Raw genomic sequence first — 24,084 nt, forward strand, 5'->3', positions numbered from 1 at the left:
GAATTGCTCGGACTTGGTGCACGGCCCGTTAACCCCGCCCCGGCGCAGGTGAACGGAGGCTCCGAAATGGTTAACGGTGCGTTACCGGGATGCATCGGGAGGGCGGATCCGTGAACCGGTCCTGGCAGCTGGGCACCGGCCTGCTCCTCACGGGCCTCGCCGGATACGTCGATGCGCTGGGCTTCGTGCGGCTCGGCGGCCTCTACACCTCGTTCATGAGCGGCAACACCACGCAGCTCGCGGTCTTCGGCGCCGAGGCGAACCTGCACAAGATGCTGCTGCCGGCGATCCTGATCGCGGCCTTCCTGACCGGCTCGGTCCTGGGCAGCGGGCTCGCGATCCTGGTGCCGACGCGCTGGAGCACCCCGGTGGTGCTCGCCTACGAATCGCTGCTGATCCTCGGCGGCCTGGCGCTGGGCCTGGCCACGCCCGAGCTGGGGCTCGCCGCGTTCTTCGTGGCCGTCGCCATGGGGGCGCAGAACGCCGTGCTGGCGCAGGTGCAGGGGTTTCGCGCCGGCACCACCTTCGTCACCGGTGCCCTGTTCAGCCTCGGCCAGAAGATCGCCAAGGCGCTGACCCGCACGGGCGACCCGCTCGGTTGGATCGGCGACGGGCTGGTCTGGTTGTCCCTGTTGCTGGGGGCCCTGCTGGGGGCCCTGGCCTACGACGCGTTTGCCCTCTACGCCCTGATCGCGCCGGCAGCGGTTTCCGGGGTGCTCGCGCTCATCACCGCGTTCCTGGTCCTGCGCGCCGGCGCGCGGACCCCGAAGGTCGAGTCTCCATGAGCAGTTCCGTCAGCCATCCGTCCCTCACCGACCACGTCGCCCCGCTGGAGGCGGGTGCCCACGTGGTCGCGGCGCATTTCCTGAAGGAGGCTCCCGCCCTGGCGCTCGGCGACGGCACCGTCGCCCTGATGCGGGGCGATAGCTTCACGCGCATCGCGGCCCATCCCGACAGCGGGATCCTGGTGGCGGCCGGAAGTCCGGACCGCCTGGTCACCGGCGGCGACGATGGCCGCGTGGTCGAGATCCGGGCCGATGGCGCGACGCAGGAACTCGGCGCCGCCAAGGGCGGCGCCTGGATCGACGCGCTGGCGCTGCACCCGGACGGGTCCGTCGCCTGGTCTGCGGGTCGCGCGGTCGTCGCCCGGGACGGCAAGGGCCGGGAGAAGAGCTTCACGGCCCCCTCCACGGCCCGGGGCCTGGTCTTCGCCCCGAAGGGCTACCGGCTCGGCGTCGCCCACTACAACGGCGTGAGCCTCTGGTACCCGAATCTCGAGACCCCCGCCGAGGTCGTGAGCTGGAAGGGCTCGCATATCGACGTCACCTGGTCGCCGGACGGCAGGTTCGTCGTCTCGACCATGCAGGAGAATGCCCTGCACGGCTGGCGTCTGCAGCCGGATCGCGGCCACATGCGGATGTCGGGCTATCCCGGCAAGGTCCGGTCGGTGTCGTGGTCGTCGGACGGCAATTGGCTCGCCACCGGCGGTGCCGAGGCGGCGATCGTCTGGCCGTTCGATTCCAAGGAGGGCCCCACCGGCAAGGCGCCGCGGGAATGCGGCGTGCGGCCGGCCCGGGTATCGCGGGTGGCGTTCCACCCAAAGGCGCCGGTGCTGGCGGTGGGCTACGAGGACGGCTGCATCCTGCTGGTGCGCTTCACCGACGCCTCGGAGCTGCTGGTGCGGCGGGCCGTCCAGGGAAGCGGGATCACGGCGCTCGCCTGGGACGCGCGCGGGAACCGCATGCTGTTCGGCTGCGCCGACGGCCAGGCCGGCCTGCTGACTCTGCCGGCCTGATCGTCTTGGTCTTTGGCCGCAGCCCATCGTTCGGGCTGCGCCCTGTCTCGAACCGGAGGGTCTGACGTGTTCCGCGTGTTCCGCACTTTCGGCCTCGCCCTCGGCCTGCTCGGCGGCGTCGTTGCCGCCCAGGCCCCTGAATTCGCGCAGCAATACGCCCAGCGGCTCGGCGGCGCGGTCGACGAGCTGCGCCGGCAGGTGGCGGTGCTCGAATCGGACGCGCAGGCCTCCGGCACGACCCGCGAGGGCGCGGTCGACAGGCTGCGCACCAATCCCGACCAGCTCGTCGCCCGGCGGGGCGAGGCCGCCCAGGCCGACATCGCCCGGCTTGCCCGGCTGAGCGCCCAGCAGCAGGCCCTGACCTCGGCGACGAGTCCGCTCGGCAAGGTGGTGGCGATGCTGCGCGATCCCGACGTGCCTGTGGCGCAGGCCGCCTACCGGGACTTCAGCCCCGCTGTGCCGACCAACGCCGACGGCCTCGCCGCCGGCCTGATCGGGTTCCTGACCGCCTGGGGCGGCGCGCGCGTCCTGTCGGATCTCGGCCTGCGGCTGGTGCGCCGGCGCCCCCGCACGACGACCCGGACGGCCTGAACCGCCGCCGGTTCGGCGCGCGCGGACCCGGGAGTGTTGCTCAGGGTCTACAGCGGCTTGCGCGGAGCTTGCGTATCGAGCGTGATCCGGCCGCCTCGGTCCGGCAGAAGGCGCAAGATGCCCCGCGCGTCGAACCCCACCACGATCGATCCGGCGCTCGACGCCGCCGCCCTGCTGCGGCGCATCGGCTTCTTCGGGCTGTTCGTGATCCTGCCGGTGCTGGCGCAGGTCGCCCGGCGCGCGACCGTGATCCTGGCGCCCATCGCCGTTGTGCTGCTGATCATCGCCAGCGCGATCGACCGGCGCCAGCGCCCGGTGCGCCCGGCCGTCACCCGGCTGCTCACCGCGCCGGCCTTCCTCGCCGGCATGCTGGTGGTGCTGTGGTCGGTCCTGTCGCTGACCTGGACGCCGTTCCTCGGGCCGGCGGTGGAGCGCCTGGCGAATCTCGCGGCCACGATCGGGCTGGCCCTGCTCGGCTATTTCGCCCTGCCCGACCGGATGCGCTCGGCCAACCTCTATCTGCTGCCGCTGGGGGTGGTCGCGGGCTCGATCGTGGCGATCGTGCTCGGGCTGTTCGGCGCCCATTTGGCGCCCCCCGGGATCGACGACGACGGCGCCCTCGACCGCGGCCTGATCCTGCTGATCCTGCTGGTCTGGCCGGCTCTGGCCTGGCTCCGGTCCCGGCGGCGCGACCGCGAGGCGCTCGGCCTCGCCCTGCTGGTCGCCCTGGCGCTGACGGTCCAGCCCGACGTCACGCAGATCGCCGCCCTGGCGGTCGGCACGCTGGCCTTCGCGGTGACGAGCTACCGTCCGAAGCTCGGCGTGATGCTCACCGCGACGATCTCGGCCGCGCTGCTGGCCGTCGCGCCGCTGCTGCCGTTCCTGGCCCGCCCGATCGGCGCCGCCCTGCTCGGGCCGCTCTCGCCCGCGGTATTGTCGCTCAAGAGCTGGCAGAAGGTCGTGACCACCGATCCGGTGCGGCTCATCACTGGCCACGGTTTCGAGACGGCCCTGCGCGGGCGCCTCGTCGGGCTGCTGCCGGTGAACGCGCCGACCACGGCTCTGTTCGAGTTCTGGTACGAGCTCGGCATCGTCGGCGCGCTGGCCGCCGCCTTCGCGCTCTACGCCTCGATCCGCCGGGGCGGCCGGGACATCCCGGCGCTGATCCCGGGGGCGATGGGCTGCTTCGCCGCCGCCTTCACGGTGGCCTGCCTCGGGGTCGGGCTGACGGCGATCTGGTGGCTCAGCATCATCGCCATCGCCGTCGTGGTGTTCGTGGCGGTGGAACGCGGCCAGTTCCGCACCAGCCGCCCGAAGGTGGCAAAGCTCCATCGTCTGCGCGAGGAGTGATCCTCAGGTCACCGGTTCAGGAAACCGTGCAGCCGGATCCAGGCCAGGAAGAGGCCCGGCCAGGCGGCGGCGGGGGTGCCCGGCGCGCCCAGCCCGAACCCGTGGCCGCCACGCTCGAACAGGTGCAGCTCCGCCGGCACCCGCGCCTTGCGGAGCGCCGTGAACATCAGCAGCGGATGGTCGGCCACCGCCACCGGATCGTCGATCGCCTGGACCAGGAAGGTCGGGGGCGTCTCCGGGCCGACCTGGAGGTCCACCGAATAAGTCTTCATCTCGAACGGGGTGACCTCGTCGCCCACCAGGATCCGGCGCGTCGCGGTGCGGTCGAACGGCTTGCGCATGGTGATGACCGGGTAGATCAGCCCCGCGAGCACCGGTCGCACCGGTAGCGCGTCGGCCTCGTCCACCGGGGCGTAGAGGTCGTTGGCGGTGCCGACCGCGGTCTCGCCCATCAGGTGCCCGCCCGCGGAGAAGCCGAGCACGCCGACCCGGGCCGGATCGACGCCGTATTCCGCGCCCCGCGCCCGCACCAGCCGCAGGGCCCGCTGCGCGTCCTGCCGCGGCGCGTCGGGGCCCGCGCCCCAACCCTCCGCGGGCAGGCGGTAGACCAGCAGGAAGACCGTGATGCCGGCCGCGTTCAGGACGCGCCCGACCGGCACACCCTCGTTGCCCAGCGCGATGAACTGGTAGCCGCCCCCGGCCGCCACGATGATCGCCGCGCCGTTGGGATTGGCCGGCCGCATCGCCAGCAGGCAGGGTTTCTGGACGCGGGTGACGTCGCCCGAGACGCCCTCGACGTAGCGGTAGCCATCCGAATCGGGCCCGCTGCCGCCCCCTGGCGGCTCGCCGGGCCACAGGTCGATGACCTGGAGATCGGCTCCCGGCAGCGAGCGCGGCAGGGCGCGGATCGCCTCGTGCGGCGCCGGCTCCGGTGGTTTTTCTTCAGACTTGGCGGTGCGCAGGCCGAGAAGCGTGCTCAGGCCGGCGAGCAGCAGGCGGCGGTCGAGATGCATGAACCGGTCCCGGGCGTCGCTCAGGACCGGGCTCGGGGCGCGGGACGGACGGGCTCGGGCATGGTGCTCTCCTGAAACATCCCTCGCCCAACGTCGCAGGGCGCGGGGGCGGTTCCGGAGCGGCGCGCTCTCAGCTGCGCCGGGTGATCACGGACACGTAGAACCCGTCGGTCCCGGTGCGCAGCGGCGTCATCTGCAGGCCGTGCGCGGTCTGGCGGACGGCCGAGGCGAGGCCCGGCGGTCCCGCCGCCAGCACCGTCTCGGCCGGGACGGCGTCGAAGCGCCCGCGCCAGCGCGACAGCAGGCCGGCCACGGCGGCGTCGTTCTCCGCAGGCAGGAGCGAGCAGGTGACGTAGACGATCCGCCCGCCGGGCCGGACCAGCTTGGCCGCCCGGTCGAGCACTTGGCTCTGCTCGGCGACGCGCAGAGCTAGGCTGCCGGGGCGCAGCCGCCACTTGGCATCCGGGTTGCGCCGCCAGGTCCCCGATCCGGTGCAGGGCGCGTCGACCAGCACCCGGTCGATCGTGCCGTCGAGATCCTCGAGCACATCGGCCCGAGCCTTGCCGCTGCGCGGGGTGCGCACCTCGGCCGCGGCACCGGACCGGCGCAGGCGGTCGTGGATCGGCGCGAGCCGGCGCGGATCGCCGTCGGTGGCGATCAGGCGCGCGCCGTTGCGGGTCTGGGAGGCCAGCGCCAGGGTCTTGCCGCCGCCGCCGGCGCAGAGGTCGACGATCGTCTCTCCGGCCTGCGGATCCGCAAGCAAGGCTGCGAGCTGCGAGCCCTCGTCCTGGATCTCGTACCAGCCGTCGAGGAACTCGGCCTCGACATGAAGCGCCGGGCCGCGGCCGTCGGCGCCGATCGGGATCCGCACGCCCATCGGGGCATGCGGGGTCGGGGCGGCCCCGTGAGCCTCCAGCGCCGGCATCAGGTCGTCGCGGCCGCCGCGCAGGGCGTTGACGCGGATGTCGAGGGGCGCGCGCCGGGCCAGCGCCTTCAATTCGGGGATGAGGTCGTCGCCGAGCGCGGCCGTCAGCTCGGGCAGGACGAAGGCCGGGGCGTCGCCCGCGACCTCGGGCGGGGCCTCTTCCAGGGTGCCGGATTCGAGGCGGGCGCGCTCGTCGTCGCTCAACGGCGCCGGGGCGAAGCGCTCGCCGGAGAACAGGGCCGCCACGGACGCCGCGGCGAGGCCCTGCTGCAGCCGCAGGGAGCCGATCAGCACGGCGCGCGGCGCGTCCGAACCCATGATCCAGGCGGCGGAGGCCCGACGGCGCAGGGCGTCGTAGACCAGGCTGGCGATCCCGGCCCGGTCGCCGGACCCGGCGAAGCGGTGCGCCAGGCCCCAATCCTTCAGCGCGTCGGCGGCCGGGCGGCGGCGCTCCGCGATATCGGTCAGGACTTCGATGGCGGCGGAGCAACGGGCGGCGGGGGTCAGGGTCCGGATCCTTTCGACTGCGTCGAGGCCGACGCGAAACGGCCACGCTTGGCCCACGATGCCGCCACGGTACGGCCGAGCTTCCAGCACGATCCCGGTTCAGACCGGATCGTGGGCGGTCCCGCGGCGCGGGGCTCGCCCGTGTCGTATGGCATCCTCCCGCTGCGGGCCAGTGCGTTCCGCCCCGGGGGCATGGCCGGGAGTGCCTCAGCTCATGTCTTCTGTCGTTCGCGTCACGCTTTCCGGCATCCTTGCCGGCCTCGTCGCCGCCAGCCTCGCCGCCTGTGCGAGCGCCCCGGCCGCCGCCCCCGATCTCACCCCGCCGCCGCGCCGGCCGGTGGATGCCAAGACGCAACTCGAATACGGCAACCCGCCCCCGCCGCCGCCCGGCCGCTACTGAGATCGGGCGTCGACCTCAGGCTGATCCCCCCGGTGCCCTCAGCCTGAGGCACCGGAGCGCAGCGGAGGCCTCGAAGGAGGCCTCCGGCTAGCCGTGCGATCCCCGGAGGGCTCCTTCGAGGCGGCTGCGCCGAACCTCAGGCTGCTTCCCGCGCCCGCCGGGCCTCGTAGGCCTTGAGCCCGGCATAGACCTGCTCGAGCATCGGGAAGGCCGCCTCCGGCGCGAGCCGCCGCCCGCGGTCGATCAGGTCGCCGATGACGTGGTCGGCCTCGATCCGGCCGCCATTCTCGATGTCGCGCAGCATCGAGGCGGTGAAGGTCGAGCCCGCGGCCGTGAGCTGCGCCCGCGCCCGCTCGGCGACCACGCCGCGCGGCGCGAAGCCGCTCGCCGCCGCGACCGCCGTGCATTCGGTGTGCAGGGCGGCGACGAAGGCCGCGCCGCCGGGCGCCGCCACGATGTCGCCGACGGCGGCGCGCATCAGGGTGGTCGCCCCCGCCAGCGTGGCGAGGAACACCCACTTCTCCCACATCTCCTGAAGGATCACGTCGCTGAGGCGGGCCTGGAACTTGAGCCCGCGCATCAGGTCGTCGATCGCCTCGATCCGGGTCGAGCGCGATCCGTCCCGCTCGCCGTAGGTGATGCTGCACAGCTCGCTCATGTGCCGGATCGCCCCGTCCGGCGCGAGGGTGGCCGCGATGGCGCAGGAGCCGCCGAGCACCCGCTCCGGACCGAACGTGGCATCCAGCGCGTCGAGATGGGACATCCCGTTGAGCAGAGGCAGGATCGCGGTCTTCGGCCCCACCGCGGGCGCCAGGTCGGCGAAGGCGCTGTCGAGGTCGTAGGCCTTGCACGACAGCAGCACGAGGTCGAACGCCCCGGCCTGTGCCAACGTATCGGCCGTGACGGTGGGCGGGGCGGCCAGCTGCAGGTCGCCGAGCGGCGAGCGCAGCACCAGCCCGTTCGCCGCCAGCTTCTCGGCACGGGCCGGCCGGACCAGGAAGGTCACGTCGGCCCCCGATTCCGCGAGCCGCGCCCCGTAATAGCCGCCGGTCGCCCCGGCTCCGACGATCAGCGTGCGCATCTCAAATCTCCGAGCGGAAATGTTTATCGGCGTTCGGTTTCGTGATGGAGCGTGGGCGTCAGATCAAGCTCCGAGAAGGCGGACAGCTCCGTTCCACGGCGCGGCCTGTAGTTGCCGTACCAGTCTGGCGTCCGCCGTCACGAGCGCGGCATCCCATCGGCCCGCGGCAGCGACATAGAGCGCATCGTAGTGGGTGCATCCGATGACACTGGCGATCTGCAACGCAGCGTCCGCGATCTCATGGATGGGGCGAAGCTGAATCAGCTTCTCCAACGCCGAGATCGCCGCGCGCGCATGGTCGAGCGTGATCGCGTTGGCCCGGTGAGCGCCCAGGAGCGTGTTCCCGACCTCGACCAGCACATGCTCGGGCGCGATCCGGACCTCGTCCTCCATCAGCACCGCCTCCGCCAGATCGCTCTGCGGCTCCGGCAGGAACCACTTCACGGCGACGCAGGCATCGATGACGATCATCGTCCGTCTCGGTCGGCCCTGATCGTCGGTGTACTGTCGGGCAGCGGCTGGCGAAGAGCTTTCGCCCTGATCGTGCGGACCAAAGCGACGGCGTCGGAGGCCTGAAGGTCGTTCGTCTCCTTCAGGCCGTCCTCCTGCCGATGACGCAGGCCCGCGTCCGAGCGGCCGCCGAGATCGTCGCGCGGCAGATCGAAAACGGGCCTGTGCCGTGCGAGCGATATCCAGCTCGGTTCGGTCATGAGACCTCCTGTCAGGTCCGCGACGGGTAGTTCGGGCTCTCGCGGGTGATGGTCACGTCGTGGACGTGGCTCTCGCGCAGGCCGGCATTGGTGATGCGGATGAACTGCGCGCGCTCCTGGAAGTCCGGGATGGTCGCGCCGCCGACATAGCCCATGGCGGCGCGCAGGCCGCCGGCGAGCTGGTGCAGGACGTTGCCCACCGGGCCCTTGTAGGGGACCTGGCCCTCGATGCCCTCGGGCACGAGCTTGTGGGTGTCGTTGACCTCGGCCTGGAAGTAGCGGTCGGCCGAGCCGCGGGCCATGGCGCCCACCGAGCCCATGCCCCGGTACGACTTGTACGAGCGGCCCTGGTACAGGAACACTTCGCCGGGGGCCTCGTCGGTGCCCGCCAGCAGCGAGCCGAGCATCGCCACCGAGGCGCCGGCCGCGATCGCCTTGGCGAGGTCGCCGGAATACTTGATGCCGCCATCGGCAATGACCGGGATGTCGGCCTCGCCCGCGGCCTCGACGGCCTCCATCAGGGCGGTGAGCTGGGGCACGCCGACGCCGGCCACGATGCGGGTCGTGCAGATCGAGCCCGGGCCGATGCCGACCTTGATGGCGTCCGCGCCGGCATCGATCAGGGCCTTGGCGCCCTCGCGGGTGGCGACGTTGCCGGCGATCACCTGGACGGCGTTGGAGAGCTGCTTCACCCGGGCGACGGCGTCGAGCACCTTGATCGAGTGGCCGTGGGCGGTGTCGACCACGATCACGTCGCAGCCGGCATCGATCAGGCGCTCGGCCCGCTCGAAGCCGCTGTCACCCGTGGTGGTGGCGGCGGCGACCCGCAGGCGGCCCTGCTCGTCCTTGACCGCGAACGGGTAGGTGACGCGCTTCTCGATGTCCTTGACGGTGATCAGGCCGATGCAGCGGTAATGGTCGTCGACCACCAGAAGCTTCTCAATCCGGAACTGGTGCAGCAGGCGCTTGGCCTCGTCCTGGGTCACGCCCTCGCGGACAGTGATCAGCCGGTCCCGGGTCATCAGCTCGGCCACCGGCTGGGCGGAGTTGGTGGCGAAGCGGACGTCGCGGTTGGTCAGGATGCCGACCAGCTTGCCCCGGGAGCCGTTGGGGCCGCGCTCGACCACCGGGATGCCGGAGATCCGGTTGAGCTTCATCACCTCGAAGGCGTCGGCCAGGGTCTCGTCCGGGTGGATGGTGATCGGGTTCATCACCATGCCGGACTCGTATTTCTTCACGAGCCGGACCTGCTCGGCCTGCTCCGGCGGCTCCAGGTTGCGGTGGATCACGCCCATGCCGCCGTTGGCCGCCATGGCGATGGCCATCGGCGCCTCGGTGACCGTGTCCATCGCGGAGGCGAGGATCGGCAGGTTCAGGGGGATCGTGCGGGTGAGCCGCGAAGCGACATTCACCTCGGTCGGCATCACCGAGGAGGCGGCGGGCCGCAGGAGCACGTCGTCGAAGGTCAACCCCTCGATGATCGTTGCGGAATCTACTCGGGCCATGTGCCAACTTTCCTCGGACGGCCGCGCTGTGAGGGGGTGCGCAGCGGGATCGGGTTGGCAAGTGCCAGTATCATGGGCTCCGCGGCCGCGCCAATGCGCCGTCGCCGCGCCGCGGGGGGAAATCGCGCATGGCTCCCCCGCTTTTTCGTGACGGCGGCGCGGCTCAGCGCGGCGCCGGGGTCGCGCCCTTGTCGGTATATTCCGGCGGCAGGCCGACATAGTCGCCCAGGATGCCGTCGATGCCCGGCGCCCGGCCGAAGGCCTCGCAATCCGGGTCCAGGGGCGCCTCGCCCAGCGTGGTCACCCGGATGCGGTCCCAGGTCGGCAGGGTGTTCGGGGCGTTGAACGGATCGTCGCCGGTGGCGAGCATGAAGCCGAAATCCTGGCCGAACTCGCCCGCGAGGTCGTAGGCGTCGCTGGCGCGGGAGAAGCGCGGCTGGCTGGTGAACGAGTTCGCGGCCCCGCCCCAAACCATCGCGGCGCGTTGCTCGCGGCGACGGTCCAGCGCCTCGGCCTCGACCGTCAGGCTGCCGAGGCCGATCGGGATCCGCGGGATCGGGATGCGGCCGACGCCCTCGGCGACGCTCAGCCCGAGCTGCGAGGCGACGGTGACGCCGGCCGAGCCCGCGATGGTGGCGCCGGCGCCGAGGAGGTCGGTGGGCTCCACCCGGGTGACCTGCGCACGCACGGTCAGGTCGGCGTCGCGGCCGGTCACGATGTCATAGCGCAGCGACAGGTCGTAACAGAGCGCCCGGTCGGCGGCGTTGGCGATCAGGCGGCGCTCGACTTGCGTCAGCGGCGCCGCGCCCTCGACATCGGCGTGGAACGCCGTCGGGATGATCCGCACGGTGCGGGCCTTGGCCAGAGCCGGACGGTCCACGTAGAGCCGCGAGGCCGAGGCCACCGCGCTGCTCGCCTTCAGCCGGTCGTAGCGCGTGAGCGAACCGCGATCGTTCAGCAGCACGGTGCCGCAGGCCGCGACCGTCGACAGGAGCGCGACGGCGACGGCGATCCGCGACAGGGAACGGCGCTTACTCGGACTGGGCTGCATCGATTGTCTCGTGGCCGGCACCGCGCCGGTATCGACGGCCGGAAGACCGCTCGTCGCAAACGTAGCCATTGGACCACCCGCACAAAAGGTGGTGTTCGGTCACGATGCAACCCCTGTTGCGTTGCGGATACAGGCGCGAAACACGACCGTGCGAGATCGCGGCCCCGCCGTGCAACCGTCCCGGCGCGCTACGCGTCTGCTGTCCGATGCCCGCCCCGACCCAAAAACCGTTCTGGATCGTCCCCCTGACGGTGGCGACCGCCCTGTTCATGGAGAACACCGATTCCACGGTGATCGCCACGGCGCTGCCCAGCATCGCGACGAGCCTCGGCGAGGATCCGATCGCCCTGAAGCTGGCGCTCACCTCGTATCTCGTCAGCCTCGCGATCTTCATCCCGGTGAGCGGCTGGATGGCCGATCGCTACGGGTCGCGCACGGTGTTCCGAGCGGCGCTAATCGTGTTCATGATCGGGTCGCTGGCCTGCGCGGCGGCCAACGGCCTGGCGTGGTTCGTGGCCGCGCGGTTCCTCCAGGGCATGGGCGGGGCCATGATGGTGCCGGTGGGCCGCCTCGTGGTGCTGCGCAGCGTTCCGAAATCGCAGCTCGTGACCGCGCTCGCCTACCTGACCTTCCCGGCCCTGGTCGGCCCGGTGATGGGGCCGCCGCTCGGCGGTCTGATCACGACCTGGTTCGACTGGCGCTGGATCTTCTTCATCAACCTGCCGATCGGCTGCGCCGGGATCGTGCTGGCCAGCCTCTATTTCGAGGACATCCGCGAGCCGGAGCGGCCGCCGCTCGACATCGCCGGCTTCTTCCTGCTCGGCACCGGCCTCGCCGCCCTGATGCTGGGGCTGGCCTCGATGGGGCGCCACCTCCTGCCGGCCTCGGTGTCCTGGGGATGCCTGGCGGCGGGCGCGGTGCTGCTGCCGCTCTACTTCGTCCATGCGCGGCGGGTCGCCCACCCGATCGTGCGGCTCGACCTGATGAACCGCGCGACCTTCCGGGTCGCGATCCTCGGCGGCAGCCTGTTCCGGATCGGGACCGGGGCGATCCCGTTCCTGCTGCCCCTCATGCTGCAGGTCGGGTTCGGGCTCGACGCCCTGCATTCCGGGCTGATCACCTTCGCGGCGGCGGCCGGGGCGATGTTCGTGAAGGCCCTGGCGCCCAAGATCCTGCGCCGCCTCGGCTTTCGCACAGTGATGGTCTCGAACGCCGTGCTCGCCTCGGCCTTCCTGGCGGTGAACGGGCTCTATACGGCCGACACGCCGCACTGGATCATGATCGCGCTGCTGTTCATCGGCGGCTGCTCGCGCTCGGTGCAGTTCACCTGCGTCAACGCCATCGCGTATGCGGACCTCGAATCCCGGGAGATGAGCGCGGCCACGAGCTTCGCCAGCGTCTGCCAGCAGCTGTCGCTGAGCCTCGGGGTCACCCTCGGGGCCCTGGCGCTGGAGGGCACCGCCGGCCTCCATGGCCGGACCCGGATCGAGGCCGCCGATTTCGGGCCGGCCTTCTTCGCGGTCGCCGTGCTGTCGGCCCTCTCCGTGCTGGCCTTCCGCAAGCTGACGCCCGATGCCGGCGCCGAAATTTCCGGCCGCCGGATGGTCGCCGCGACCCCGCCGGCCACGCCCGAGCTGAAGCCCCGGGCGAGCTGAGACGGTCAGGCTGCGGCGCGGGCCGGGGCGCGTCCGCCGGCCTTCTTGGCGCCGGCACCGCGGGCGGCCGAGCTCGTGCCGGCGGCCTTGGCCGGCGCGCGCTGCGGGGCCGGACGTTCGGCCGCCTGCCCGGCACGCCAGCCCTGCCAGCTCCAGGCGCCCGGGCCCGTGAGCGCATAGATCAGGAAGCCGCCCGCCAGGCCGAGATCGGCCAGCATCAGCGTCCGCTCGGCCACCGCCGCCGGCCCGACGAATTGCCAGAAGGCGTGCAGCATCACCGCCGTCACCGCCGCGAAGGCGGCGAGCGCCAGCCCGGTCAGGCGCGGCAGCACGCCGAGGATCAGGGCGAGCGGGCCGAAGACCTGCACCACCACGGCCGCGGTGGCGACGCCGTTCGGGAACGGCATGCCGCTGCCAGCGAGCGTCAGCGCGAAGCCCGAGACGTTGAGCGCCCGGGCGATCCCGGTCGGCAGCAGCGCGGCGGCCAGGAGCAGGCGCGCGGCGAGAAGGGTTCCGTCCTGGGCGCGGGCGATCATGGTCGAATCCGGTCGGCTGTGAGGGCTGACCGGAGGGTGGCGGATTCTCTTGAAGGCTGGGTTAAGTCCGCTGTTTTCAAGGGCGCATCGTCTTTGTCCGAAAGCCGGCCTCCACCTTTCGGGACGATGCTCAGCCCGCGACCCCGCCCCGGAACAGCCGGCCGCGCTCGGTCCAGAGCACCACCAGGACGGCCAGGCCCCCGAGGGCGGCGTAGCCGATCCCGACCGGCAGCACGGTCCCGTCGAAGGCCTGGCCGATTACGTAGCCGGAGAACGCCCCCAGGATCGTCGTGTAGAAGCCGACGAACGACGAGGCCGTGCCCGCGATGGCCCCGAGCGGCTCCAGCGCCAGGGCGTTGAAGTTCGGCAGGGCGAAGCTCATCAGGAACTGGTTCACCGCCAGGATCGTCAGGAACGCCGCCAGGGGCGGGTGGCCGTGATAGGCGAGGCCGACGCCGACCTGGGCGATCGCCACCAGCGTGAAGGCGATGATGCCGGCATGCGACAGCGCCCGCATCCCGAGCAGCCGCACGATCCGGGCGTTGATCAGCGTCGCCGCCCCCATGGCGCCGGCCACCAGCCCGAAGGCCAGGGGGAAGAGCGGCCCGAGATGGTAGAGCCCGGTGTCGAACACCTGCTGGGCCGAGCCGACATAGCCCATGATGCAGCCGGTGAGCAGGCCGAGCGCCGTGGCGTAGCCGATGGAGACCCGGGTCGTGACGGTGGTGCGCACCGCGTCCCAGGTCGCCCCGAGCGAGAGCGGGCGGCGATATTCCGGATGCAGGGTCTCCGGCATCCGCAGCGAGAACCAGACGGTCAGCCAGAAGGCCAGCGCCAGCATCGAGACGAACACGTAGACCCAGGAGCCCAGCGCCAGCATCAGGCCGCCGATCGCCGGGGCGATCATCGGGACGATCAGGAAGACCATCATGGTGAGCGACATCACGCTCGCCATCTCGCGCCCGGCGAAGCGGTCGCGCACGATGGCCACGGAGAGCACGCGCCCGCCGGCCGCGCCGATACCCTGGATGACCCGGGCCGCCAGCAGCCAGCCGAAGCTCGGCGCCACCATCGCGAGCCCGCAGCCGACCACGTAGATCGCCAGGCTGGTGAGCAGCACCTTCCGGCGCCCGAACGTGTCCGAGATCGGCCCGTAGGCGAGCTGGGCGACGCCGAACCCGGCCATGAACACGTAGACGAGGAGCTGCAGCCGGTTCGGATCGGGCACGGAGAACCGCGTCTCGATCGCCGGGAAGGCCGGGAGCAGGTTGTCGATCGAGATGGCGGTGACCGCCATCATCAGCGCGATGATGGCGACGAACTCGGTGAAGCCCGGCCCCGAGCGCGTCTGCGGGGCGCGCGCCTCGTGGACCGGCGGGTTGGGCCGGATCGCGACTGTCACAATGGGCACTCGTGCTGCGAAGGGATCGCCCGAGCGAGGCGCCCCCTTCGCGGCACGCTTATGGCCGTCGCGCCTGCGCGATGCAGCTCAGGCCGGCACCGGGTGCAGGGCCGGCGCCCGGGGATTGCGCCCGACGAAGCCCGCCATCAGGGCGGCGACCAGGCAGAGCAGCCCGGCCGACACGAAGGCGCCGAGATAGCTCCCGGTATCGGTCCGGACCATGCCGGCGAGCCAGGCGGCCGAGGCGGCGCCGATCTGGTGGGACGCGGCGATCCAGCCGAACATGAGCGCGGCGTTCTCCTCACCGAAGGATTTTCCGGCGAGCTGCACGGTGGGCGGCACGGTGGCGATCCAGTCGAGCCCGTAGAACACCGCGAACAGCGACAGCCCGTAGAAGCTCAGGTCGAACGAGTAGGGCAGGAAGATCAGCGACAGGCCGCGCAGGCCGTAATACCAGGCGAGCAGCTTGCGCGAATCGAACCGGTCGGTGAGCCAGCCCGAGGCCGTGGTGCCGATCAGGTCGCAGATGCCCATGACCGCGAGGAGGCCCGCCGCCGTCACCTCGGCGATGCCGTGATCGATGCAGGCTGGGATCAGGTGGGTGCCGATCAGCCCGTTGGTCGAGGCGCCGCAGATGAAGAAGGTGCCGGACAAGAGCCAGAAATCCTTGGATTTCAGGCCGGTCCGCAGGCCGCGCAGGGCCCGGATGGCGGGATTCTCGGTGAAGGTGGGCGCCGGGGTCACCGTCGTCTCGCCGTAGCGGGGCAGGCCGAGATCCGCCGGACGGTCGCGCAGCAACAGGGCCGCCACCGGGATCAGGGCCAGGGTCACAGCGGCGACCAGCAGCGACACCGAGCGCCAGCCCTGCCCGACCGCGAGCGAGGCCAGAGCCGGCAGGAAGATCAGCTGCCCGGTCGCGCTGCTCGCGGTGAGCAGCCCGACCACGAGGCCGCGGCGCTTGCCGAACCAGCGGCCCGCTACGGTGGCACCGAGGACGTTGGCGACCATGCCGGAGCCCGAGCCGACCACGATGCCCCAGAGCAGCACCATCTGCCACGGCGCCGTCATCAGGCTGGTGGCGGCCGTGCCCACGGCCAATACGAAGAGCGAGCCGCAGACCGAGGCGCGCAGGCCGAACCGCTCGATGATCGCCACCGCGAACGGCCCGATCATGCCGTACAGGAAGATGTTGAGCGCGATGCCGACGCTGATCGTGGCGGCGGTCCAGCCGAATTCCCGCTCCCAGGGGACGATCAGGATGCTCGGCGTCGCCCGCACCCCCGCCCCGATCAGCAGCACCAGGAAGGTCACCGCGACCACGATCCAGGCATAGTGCAGGCGCGGCACGGGCGGCGCCGGCAGTGTCTCGACGGGTGCGGCCATGTCTAAGCTCCGGGGTGCGAGACGATCGGTCAGGAGGCGGCGATGAGGGCTTCCGCCAGGGCGGCGACGGCCTTGGGATCGACCTGCGCGTTGATCCGGGCCTGGGCCGCCCGCCAGTACGGCGTCGCCGCCGCGACGGCCTCGCGGCCGAGATCCGTCAGGACGACGATGCGCTCGCGCGCATCCTGGCCCGGCTCGATCCTCACGAGGCCGCGCCGCTCCAGCGGGTCGAGGTTGCGGGCCATGGTGGTCCGCTCCAGAACCGCCTCGACGGCCAGCCGGGTCAGCGGTGTCGGTCCGAGCCGCTCCAGGCGGCGCAGGATCGAGAATTGCGTCACCCGGAGCCCGGCCGGACGCAGGGCCGCGTCGTAGGACGCCGTGAGGGCGCGGGTCGCCTGGCGAAGCGCGACGCAGGTGCAGGGCTCGGTCGGAGAATCCGTGGTCACGATGCGTGTATATGCACGTATTTCGATGCGGACAAGCCGGGCCTGACGGTTCGTCCGGTTCGACACGCGAGAACCGGGAATTGCGGCCGCCTGTCATCGACACGGCGGATCACCCTGCTATCGCTGCGCCGGCAGGCTCCCGGTTCGTGAGAGGCGCGATGACATTGGAAACCGCCACGGCGTTGTCATCCTCGGAACAGAAGTCGGCCCGGACAGGGCTCATCGAGGCCGCGGCCGAGACCGTCGCCGAGCAGGGCGGGCCCGGCGGCTTCGTCCGCGACCTGTTCGGGCGCGTGACCCCCGAAGATCTGGCCCCCTACCCGGCCGATGCGGTCGCCGATCTCGCGGTCCGGGCGCGCGCCCTCCTGTCCGAGCCGCGCAGGCCCGGCGATCCGGCCCGGGTGCATCTGAGCGACGTCGCGCTGGTGCGCGACGGTCGGCCCCGGGAGATGACGATCGTCGAGATCGTCAACGACAACCGCCCATTTCTGCTGGATTCGACCCTGGCCGAGCTCACCGAGCAGGGCCTGACGCCGGATCTCGTCGCCCACCCGATTCTCGGGGTCGAGCGCGACGCGTCCGGCGCGCTGGTGCGCGTGGTCGGCGAGACCACCGCCGACGCCCATGGCAGCCTGGCGCGCGAGAGCTTCATCCATCTCCATCTCGGCCGCCTCGACGGCGAGGCCCGCGAGCGCCTGGTGGACGCCCTCGCCCAGGTCTACCGGGACGTGGCCCTGGCGAGCGACGATCACGATGCCATGCTGGCCCGGATCGCCGAGCTGTCCGACAGCCTCGGCCGCGCCCCCTCCCCGCTGCCGGAGGCCGAGATCGCCGAGGCGCGCGCCTTCCTGGACTGGCTGCGGGACGGCCAGTTCCTGGTGCTGGGGATGCGCCAGCACGGCATCGCCGGCGACGCGCATCCGCTGATCGAGGGGTCGAGCCTCGGTGTGCTGCGCGATCCGGGCACCACGCCCCTGCGGCGGGGCCGGACGCCGGTGGATTACACGCCGGAAATCCTCGCCTTCCTGGAGGAGCCGCAGGCGCTGATCATCACCAAGGCGAGCGCGAAGTCCCGCGTCCACCGGGTGTCGTATCTCGACTATATCGGCGTGAAGCTGTTCTCGGCCACCGGCAAGCTCTCGGGCGAGGTGCGGATCGTCGGCCTGTTCACGGCCGCCGCCTATACCAGCCCGGCGCGCGAGGTGCCGGTGCTGCGCCGCAAGGTCGAGGCGGTGGCCGAGCGGGCCGGCCTCGACCCGACCAGCCATGCCGGGCGCAGCCTGCTGGCGGTGCTGGAGACCTACCCGCGGGACGAGCTGTTCCAGATCGATATCGAGCGCCTGTACCGGTTCACCCTGGCGATCGCCAACCTCGCCGACCGGCCGCGGATCCGGGTGCTGTCGCGCCCGGACCGGTTCGGCCGTTTCGTGTCGCTGCTGGTCTTCGTGCCGAAGGACCGGTTCGATTCGACCGTGAGCGCCCGGATCGCCGCCTATCTGGCCGAGGCCTATGGCGGCCGGCCGAGCGCGGCCTATTCGGAGCTGCCCGAAGGTCCCCTGGCCCGGACCCACTACATCATCGGCCTGCCCGACGAGGGCGCGCCGGAGCAGGACCCCGCCGCCCTGGAGGCCGGCATCGCCGCGCTGGTCCGCACCTGGGGCGACGCCCTGGGCGCGGCCCTGGCGGAGGCCCATGACGGCGGCCAGGCCCGCCAGCTGGCGGCGCGTTACGCCGAGGCGTTCTCGGCCGCCTACCGGGACAATTTCCCGCCGGACGCGGCGGTCGCCGACATCGCCATCCTCGAGGCGCTGAGCGACGCACGGCCGCGCGCCGTGCATCTCGGGCGCCGGGCGGGTGATTCCGACGCGCAGGTCCGCCTGAAGGTCTTCTCCCGCGGCACCGCCATCGCCCTGTCCGACCGGGTACCGGTGCTGGAGAATCTGGGGTTCCGCGTCATCGACGAGCGGACCTACCGGGTCCGGCCGGCGGGGCTCGACGAGTCCGCCCGGATCTGGCTGCACGACATGCGGCTCGAGCGCGCCAGCGGCGCCGCGATCGATCTCGCCACGCTGGAGCAGCCTCTCGAGGAGGCGATGCTGGCATTGGCCGACGGCGCGGCGGAATCCGACGGCTACAACCGACTCGTGCTGGAAGCCGCCCTCCCCTGGCGGGATGCGGCCCTGCTCCGGGCGCTCGGGCGCTATCTGCGCCAGCTGCGGATCCGCTACGGCCAGGATTACATGGCCGGCACGCTGAGCCGCCATCCCGGTATCGCCCGGGCGATCGTCAACCTGTTCCGGACCCGCTTCGATCCGCAGACCGAGGGCGACCGGGCCGCGCAGGAAGCGGAGACCCGCTCCCTGATCGAGGAGGCCTTGGGCGACGTCACCAGCCTGGACGATGACCGGATCCTGCGCCGGTTCGTCAACCTGGTCGAGGCGGCGGTGCGGACCAACTTCTTCCAGAAGGCCGCGGATGGCGGCCCCCGGGAGACGATCAGCTTCAAGTTCGCCTGTGCCAAGGTGACGGCGATGCCGCTGCCGCGGCCGTTCTTCGAGATCTTCGTCTATTCGCCCCGGGTGGAGGGCGTGCATCTGCGCTTCGGCTACGTCGCCCGCGGCGGCCTGCGCTGGTCCGACCGGCCGGAGGATTTCCGCACCGAGATCCTGGGCCTGGTGAAGGCGCAGCAGGTCAAGAACGCGGTCATCGTGCCGGTGGGCGCCAAGGGCGGCTTCTTCCCCAAGCGCCTGCCGCCCGCCTCCGACCGGGCGGCCTGGATGCAGGAGGGTACCGAGAGCTACCGGATCTTCATCCGCACGCTGCTCGAGCTCACCGACAACATCGTCGACCAGGCGATCGTCCCGCCGCCCGACACGGTGCGGCACGATCCCGACGACGCCTACCTGGTTGTGGCCGCCGACAAGGGCACCGCCACCTTCTCGGACATCGCCAACGCCCTCTCCCTGGAGAAGGGCCACTGGCTCGGCGACGCCTTTGCGTCCGGCGGCAGCCACGGCTACGACCACAAGGGCATGGGCATCACCGCCCGGGGCGCATGGGAGGCGGTGCGGCGCCACTTCCGCGAGATCGACATCGACGTCCAGACGGACCCGATCACCGTGGTGGGCGTCGGCGACATGTCGGGCGACGTGTTCGGCAACGGCATGCTGCTCTCGCAGAGCCTCCGGCTGATCGCGGCCTTCGACCATCGCGACATCTTCCTCGACCCCAATCCCGACGCGGCGAAGAGCTTCGCCGAGCGCCGGCGCCTGTTCGATATGGGCCGCTCCTCCTGGGCGGATTACGACCGGTCCCTGATCTCCGAGGGCGGCGGGGTGTTCTCGCGCAGCCTGAAGACCATTCCGCTCTCGGACCAGGCCCGGGCGGCCCTCGGCTTCGACCGTGACGAGGCGACGCCGACCGAGCTGATGCAGGCGATCCTGAAGGCGCCGGCCGACCTCCTCTGGTTCGGCGGTATCGGTACCTATATCCGCGCCACCACCGAGACCGACGAGGATGCGGGCGACCGCGCCAACGACGCCGTGCGGATCACCGGCCCGGAATTGCGGGTGAAGGCGATCGGCGAGGGCGCCAATCTCGGCCTGACCCAGCGCGGACGCATCGAGGCGGCGCGGGCCGGCATCCGGCTCAACACCGACGCGATCGACAATTCCGCCGGCGTCAACACCTCCGACGTCGAGGTGAATATCAAGATCGCCCTGATGGTCCCCGAGCGCGACGGGCGGCTCGATTACGATGCGCGCAACCGGCTGCTGGCCGCCATGACCGACGAGGTCGGGCGGCTGGTCCTGCGCAACAACGAGCTTCAGACCCTGGCACTGTCGCTCGCCCAGCGCGGCGGCCTCGGCGAGACCGGCTTCGCCATGCGCACCATGCAGGCGCTGGAGGCCGAGGGGCGGCTCGACCGGGCGGTGGAGTACCTGCCGGACGATGCCGCGATCACCGAGCGGATGCGCCGCGGCGAAGGGCTGACCCGGCCGGAATACGCGGTGCTGCTCGCCTACGCGAAGCTGTCGCTCCACGACGCGATCCTCGCGAGCACCGTGCCGAACGACCCGTATTTCGACCGCGAATTGCAGCGCTACTTCCCGAAAGCCCTGCGCGAGCAGTTCCCGGACGCCGTGAAGGGCCACAGGCTGCGCCGCGAGATCATCTCCACGGCTCTGGCCAACATCATCGTCAACCGGGGCGGCCCGTCTCTGGTCACGCGGCTCGTCGACGGGACCGGGGCGGATGCCGCGACCATCGCCAAGGCCTACGCCATCACCCGGGACGCCTTCGGGCTGATGGAGCTCAACATCGCCATCGACGGGCTGGGCGGCGGCCTGTCCGGGCAGGACCAGCTGGGCCTCTACGCCGAGGTGCAGGGCCTGCTGACCAACCGGATCGTTTGGTTCATCCGCAACCTCGACCTGACCGGCGGCCTCGCCCCGCTGGTGGCGCGCTACCGCGACGGCGTCGCGGCGGTCGAGGCGGCTTTGCCGAAGGTGCTCGATGCCGAGGCGCTCACCGCCATCGGCGACCGGGCGACGGAACTCGAAGGTCACGGCATGGCCCGGGAGCAGGCCCGGCGGCTCGCCTCGCTCAACGCCCTGATCTCCGCGCCGGATATCGTGCGCGTCGCCGAGGCCAGCGGCCGCCCGGTCGAGGAGGTGGCGGCGACCCATTTCGCCCTGGAACACGCGTTCCGGCTGGACGAGCTCGCCGCCGCGGCCCGGACCGTGCCGGTGGCCGACACGTTCGACCGGGTCGCGTTGGAGCGGGCGGTCGCCGGCATCGCCGCCGCCCACCGCAAGCTCACCGCCGAGGTGGTGGCCGATCTCGGGGCCGGCCCGGAGGCGGTCGAGGCTTGGACCAAGGCCCGCGGCGCGCCGCTGGTCCGCATCCGCGACGCGGTGGACGCGATCAGCGCCTCGGGCCTGACGGTCTCGAAGGCGACCGTGGCGGCGAGCCTGCTCGGCGACTTGGTGCGGGCGGATTAGGCGAATGCGCCCCTGCCGAAGCGGCCGGCCTTACCCTCATTCCGAATGAGGCACGGGTCCCCCTCTCCCGCACGGGTGAGGGAGCCGGGCGGATCCCACAGATAACGATGTGGACCCCTCACAGCGGTGCGGGCCGGGGGCGCGCACCCTGCAGGCCACGATGCGTCAGAGGCTGGATCGGACACCGCGATTCGGGCGCCCGACTCGCGGAATCGTTCGCTACGCGCCTGGCGCAGAGGCCGAGAACAGCCGGCTGCCGGTCCGACTGACGGCGGTGACGGTCAGGCCGAGGCCGAGGATCGAGACGGCGGCGGCGATCAGCGGCAGCTGGCCGTAACCGGCACCCAGCGTCAGGGCCGTGCCGCCGAGCCAGGCGCCGGTGGCGTTGCCGAGGTTGAACGCGCCCTGGTTCAGCGTCGAGGCGAGGTTCGGGGCGTCGCTCGCGGCCTCGACCACCCAGATCTGCAGCGGCGAGACCAGCGCGAAGGCGAGGCCTGCCCAGAGGACCAGCACGGCCACGGTCGGGATCGCGTGATGGGCGACCCCCGCCAGGACCAGCAGCACCGCCACGATGCCGATGAACCCGCCGATGATCGTCGCCATCAGGCCTCGGTCGGCGAAGTGGCCGCCCGCGAGGTTGCCCACGGTCAGGCCGATTCCCGCGGCGAACAGCACGCCGGTCACGCCCTGCGGCGAGAACCCGGTCACGCCGGTGAGAAACGGCGTGATGTAGGTGAACACCGTGAAGAAGCTGACCGACGATAGGGTGGAGATCAGCATCGGCCGGAGCACGGGCCAGCGCCCGAGCGCCCGGAACTCCTTCACGAGGCCGCCGCGTGTGCCGGGCAGGCCGGAGGGCACGAAGGTCTGGATCGCCAGGCCGGCGGCGACCCCGATCGCGACCACCGCCCAGAAGGTCGAGCGCCATCCGGCGACCTGGCCCAGGGCGGTGCCGAGCGGGACGCCGAGCACGTTGGCGAGGGTCAGGCCGGCGAACATCAGGGAGACCGCCTGGGTCCGCTTCTCGCGCGGCACAAGATCCCGCGCCACCACGGCGCCGATGCCGAAGAACGCCCCGTGCGCGAAGGCGGTGACGACGCGGGCCACCATCAGCAGGCCGTAGGTCGGCGCCAGGGCGCAGCCGATATTGCCGATGAGGAACACCGCCATCAGGGCGAGCAGCGCCGTCTTGCGGGGCAGCCGCGCGGTGGCGATCGCCACGATCGGAGCGCCCACCACCACGCCCATGGCGTAGCCGGACACGAGATAACCCGCCTGCGGGATGGTCACGCCGAAGCTTTGGGCGACCTCGGGCAGGAGGCCCATGATGACGAATTCGGTGGTGCCGATTCCGAACGAGGCGACGGCGAGGGCGAGGATCGGCAAGGGGGGCACGGCGACCTCCTACAAACGGGAGACAGGCGTCGCATTGTGCGGCGCAGCATGCCGTAAGGATGGGCCGCATCGCGCTTTTGCATAGCGATGCAGACGCGACGCACGGTTGCGTCGCGTGCAAGGAGGCCCTCGCGGAGCTGTTCGGATTGCTCAGGCCCGGGTGCTGCCCCGCTCGGTCAGCCGCGGCGGGATCAGGACGCGCTCGCCCGCGGCCGCATCCGTCGCGGACATCCGGTCGAGCATCGCCAGGGTGGCCTCGACCAAGGCCGGGACGTCCTGGTCGAAGCTGGTCAGATCATAGCCGCCCCATCCCGCCGCCGGGATGTCGTCGTAGCCGATCACCCGGACATCCTCGGGCACGCGCCGACCCGCGCGCCGCAGGGCGTCGATTGTGCCGAGCGCGCAGAGATCGTTGGCGCAGAAGATGCCGTCGACCGGACCTTCGGCGCAGAGCTGTGTCGCCGCCTCCGCGCCGCCCTCGTAGGTATAGGCCGATCCGGCAACGCGCGGCTCGGGCCTACCGGCTTCGCGCAGGGCCTCGCGGAAGCCGGTCAACCGCTCGGTGCTGGCGGGGCTGATGGCGGGACCGGCCACGAAAGCGGGATGGCGCACGTCGCGGGCGTGCAGGAGGCGGGCGGCCTGCCGCCCGCCGAGGGCGTTGTCGGAGCCGACCGAGCCGACCCGCGCGGCCGTCACCGGAGCGTTGAACGAGACGACCGGGATTCGTGAGGCCGAGAGCGTCTCGGCGGCGTCCTGGGAGAGGACCGCCAGGGCGCTGACGATCGCGTCGACCCGGTACTGGGCGAGGCGGGCCGCAACGGCATCGAGGGTGTAATCGCTGTCGACCGGGACCAGCACGATCTGGTTGCCGGCTTCCCGCAGGCATGCCGCGAGGCTCTGGACGACCCGCGCGTAGAAGGCATTCTCCAGGCCGCCGACCACCAGGGCCACGAGGCCGGACCGGTCGGTCAGCATGATCTTGGGGATCAGGCTCGGCTGGAAGCCGAGGGTCTCCGCCGCGGCCAGGACCTTCTCGCGCGTCCGGGCCGACACGCTCGCCCCCGGCGTGAAGGTGCGGGACACCGCCGATTGCGAGACCCCGGCGAGGCGGGCGACCTCGATCGACGTCGGGTAGCGCTTCGAGACCATGATCGGCGTGTATCGCTGCGGCAGATGACGCTCTTAGGTTGAGCGCTCCGTCCGCCGTGTCACGCTTCCGGGCGGGTCCTGTCAAACGGATCCGCCGCGACCGGCGCGGGCTTCTACTCCACCGGCGCCTTCTTGCGGCCCCGCGTCTTCGGCGCGGGGGCGGCGGGGGCGGCGGGGGCTTCCTCCA

At 71.8% G+C, this 24,084-nt stretch carries 20 protein-coding genes; 7 read left to right on the plus strand and 13 right to left on the minus strand.

The window, feature by feature from the left end; all coding sequences use genetic code 11:
* Positions 1-110 precede the first annotated feature (110 nt).
* The 4 genes from WYO_RS25855 to WYO_RS25870 all read left to right on the plus strand — a co-directional run bounded on the left by WYO_RS25855 (position 111) and on the right by WYO_RS25870 (position 3,736).
* Positions 111-785 (plus strand): YoaK family protein, encoded by a 675-nt coding sequence (locus WYO_RS25855; protein ID WP_007568243.1) that lies wholly within the window; start codon positions 111-113, stop codon positions 783-785.
* Positions 782-1,795: a hypothetical protein gene (locus tag WYO_RS25860; RefSeq protein ID WP_007568245.1), complete on the plus strand. Its 1,014-nt coding sequence runs from the start codon at positions 782-784 to the stop codon at positions 1,793-1,795. The genes WYO_RS25855 and WYO_RS25860 overlap by 4 nt, the downstream gene beginning before the upstream one ends.
* Before the next feature lie 66 nt (positions 1,796-1,861).
* Positions 1,862-2,386: a DUF2937 family protein gene (locus WYO_RS25865; RefSeq protein WP_007568247.1), complete on the plus strand. Its 525-nt coding sequence runs from the start codon at positions 1,862-1,864 to the stop codon at positions 2,384-2,386.
* 117 nt (positions 2,387-2,503) lie between these two features.
* The gene (locus WYO_RS25870) at positions 2,504-3,736 is read left to right on the plus strand and encodes a hypothetical protein (RefSeq protein WP_007568249.1); all 1,233 of its coding nucleotides are present in this window, start codon (positions 2,504-2,506) and stop codon (positions 3,734-3,736) included.
* Positions 3,737-3,744: 8 nt separating this feature from the next.
* Here the strand turns inward: WYO_RS25870 and WYO_RS25875 are convergent, their stop codons facing one another.
* Together WYO_RS25875 and WYO_RS25880 are read right to left on the minus strand one after the other, a co-directional pair.
* The gene (locus tag WYO_RS25875; protein ID WP_007568251.1) at positions 3,745-4,749 is read right to left on the minus strand and encodes an alpha/beta hydrolase; all 1,005 of its coding nucleotides are present in this window, start codon (positions 4,747-4,749) and stop codon (positions 3,745-3,747) included.
* Between the two features lie 130 nt (positions 4,750-4,879).
* The gene (locus WYO_RS25880) at positions 4,880-6,181 is read right to left on the minus strand and encodes an RsmB/NOP family class I SAM-dependent RNA methyltransferase (RefSeq protein WP_039904252.1); all 1,302 of its coding nucleotides are present in this window, start codon (positions 6,179-6,181) and stop codon (positions 4,880-4,882) included.
* Positions 6,182-6,395: 214 nt separating this feature from the next.
* On the opposite strand from WYO_RS25880, the gene WYO_RS25885 reads away from it, so the two are divergent.
* On the plus strand, positions 6,396-6,581 hold the full coding sequence (locus WYO_RS25885; protein WP_007568255.1) for a hypothetical protein: 186 nt from the start codon (positions 6,396-6,398) through the stop codon (positions 6,579-6,581).
* Between the two features lie 136 nt (positions 6,582-6,717).
* On the opposite strand, the gene panE is transcribed toward WYO_RS25885, so the two are convergent.
* From panE to WYO_RS25910, 5 genes are all read right to left on the minus strand, one after another.
* Positions 6,718-7,662 carry a 2-dehydropantoate 2-reductase gene (gene panE / locus WYO_RS25890; protein WP_007568257.1) on the minus strand — a complete coding sequence of 315 codons (945 nt, stop codon included), beginning with the start codon at positions 7,660-7,662 and terminating at the stop codon, positions 6,718-6,720.
* A 63-nt stretch (positions 7,663-7,725) separates the two neighbouring features.
* Positions 7,726-8,133 (minus strand): type II toxin-antitoxin system VapC family toxin, encoded by a 408-nt coding sequence (locus WYO_RS25895; protein ID WP_007568259.1) that lies wholly within the window; start codon positions 8,131-8,133, stop codon positions 7,726-7,728.
* A complete protein-coding gene (locus tag WYO_RS25900; RefSeq protein ID WP_007568262.1) occupies positions 8,130-8,372 on the minus strand; it encodes a hypothetical protein in 243 nt (80 codons plus the stop codon). Before WYO_RS25900 ends, WYO_RS25895 begins: the two co-directional genes overlap by 4 nt.
* A gap of 11 nt (positions 8,373-8,383) precedes the next feature.
* Complete coding sequence (guaB, locus tag WYO_RS25905; protein WP_007568264.1) at positions 8,384-9,877, minus strand: IMP dehydrogenase; 1,494 nt, start codon at positions 9,875-9,877, stop codon at positions 8,384-8,386.
* Positions 9,878-10,040: 163 nt separating this feature from the next.
* Complete coding sequence (locus WYO_RS25910) at positions 10,041-10,928, minus strand: DUF3313 domain-containing protein (RefSeq protein ID WP_007568266.1); 888 nt, start codon at positions 10,926-10,928, stop codon at positions 10,041-10,043.
* 206 nt (positions 10,929-11,134) lie between these two features.
* Between WYO_RS25910 and WYO_RS25915 the strand changes: the two genes are divergently transcribed.
* Entirely contained in the window at positions 11,135-12,583 is a 1,449-nt protein-coding gene (locus tag WYO_RS25915) for an MFS transporter (RefSeq protein ID WP_007568267.1), read from the plus strand.
* A 5-nt stretch (positions 12,584-12,588) separates the two neighbouring features.
* Here WYO_RS25915 and WYO_RS25920 read toward each other — a convergent pair whose 3' ends face one another.
* The 4 genes from WYO_RS25920 to WYO_RS25935 all read right to left on the minus strand — a co-directional run bounded on the left by WYO_RS25920 (position 12,589) and on the right by WYO_RS25935 (position 16,350).
* The gene (locus tag WYO_RS25920) at positions 12,589-13,119 is read right to left on the minus strand and encodes a DoxX family protein (protein ID WP_007568269.1); all 531 of its coding nucleotides are present in this window, start codon (positions 13,117-13,119) and stop codon (positions 12,589-12,591) included.
* 130 nt (positions 13,120-13,249) lie between these two features.
* A complete protein-coding gene (locus WYO_RS25925; protein ID WP_039904255.1) occupies positions 13,250-14,416 on the minus strand; it encodes a multidrug effflux MFS transporter in 1,167 nt (388 codons plus the stop codon).
* 192 nt (positions 14,417-14,608) lie between these two features.
* Entirely contained in the window at positions 14,609-15,904 is a 1,296-nt protein-coding gene (locus tag WYO_RS25930; protein ID WP_007568273.1) for an MFS transporter, read from the minus strand.
* 29 nt (positions 15,905-15,933) lie between these two features.
* On the minus strand, positions 15,934-16,350 hold the full coding sequence (locus WYO_RS25935) for a MarR family winged helix-turn-helix transcriptional regulator (RefSeq protein ID WP_007568276.1): 417 nt from the start codon (positions 16,348-16,350) through the stop codon (positions 15,934-15,936).
* A 158-nt stretch (positions 16,351-16,508) separates the two neighbouring features.
* Between WYO_RS25935 and WYO_RS25940 the strand changes: the two genes are divergently transcribed.
* Entirely contained in the window at positions 16,509-21,353 is a 4,845-nt protein-coding gene (locus tag WYO_RS25940; RefSeq protein WP_007568277.1) for an NAD-glutamate dehydrogenase, read from the plus strand.
* A 219-nt stretch (positions 21,354-21,572) separates the two neighbouring features.
* Here the strand turns inward: WYO_RS25940 and WYO_RS25945 are convergent, their stop codons facing one another.
* Together WYO_RS25945 and WYO_RS25950 are read right to left on the minus strand one after the other, a co-directional pair.
* Positions 21,573-22,748 (minus strand): MFS transporter, encoded by a 1,176-nt coding sequence (locus tag WYO_RS25945; RefSeq protein ID WP_007568279.1) that lies wholly within the window; start codon positions 22,746-22,748, stop codon positions 21,573-21,575.
* Between the two features lie 150 nt (positions 22,749-22,898).
* A complete protein-coding gene (locus WYO_RS25950; RefSeq protein ID WP_007568281.1) occupies positions 22,899-23,897 on the minus strand; it encodes a LacI family DNA-binding transcriptional regulator in 999 nt (332 codons plus the stop codon).
* Positions 23,898-24,084 lie beyond the last annotated feature (187 nt).

Origin of the sequence: Methylobacterium sp. GXF4 (assembly GCF_000272495.1) — a bacterium.
In the GTDB taxonomy this organism is placed as follows: Bacteria; Pseudomonadota; Alphaproteobacteria; order Rhizobiales; family Beijerinckiaceae; genus Methylobacterium; species Methylobacterium brachiatum.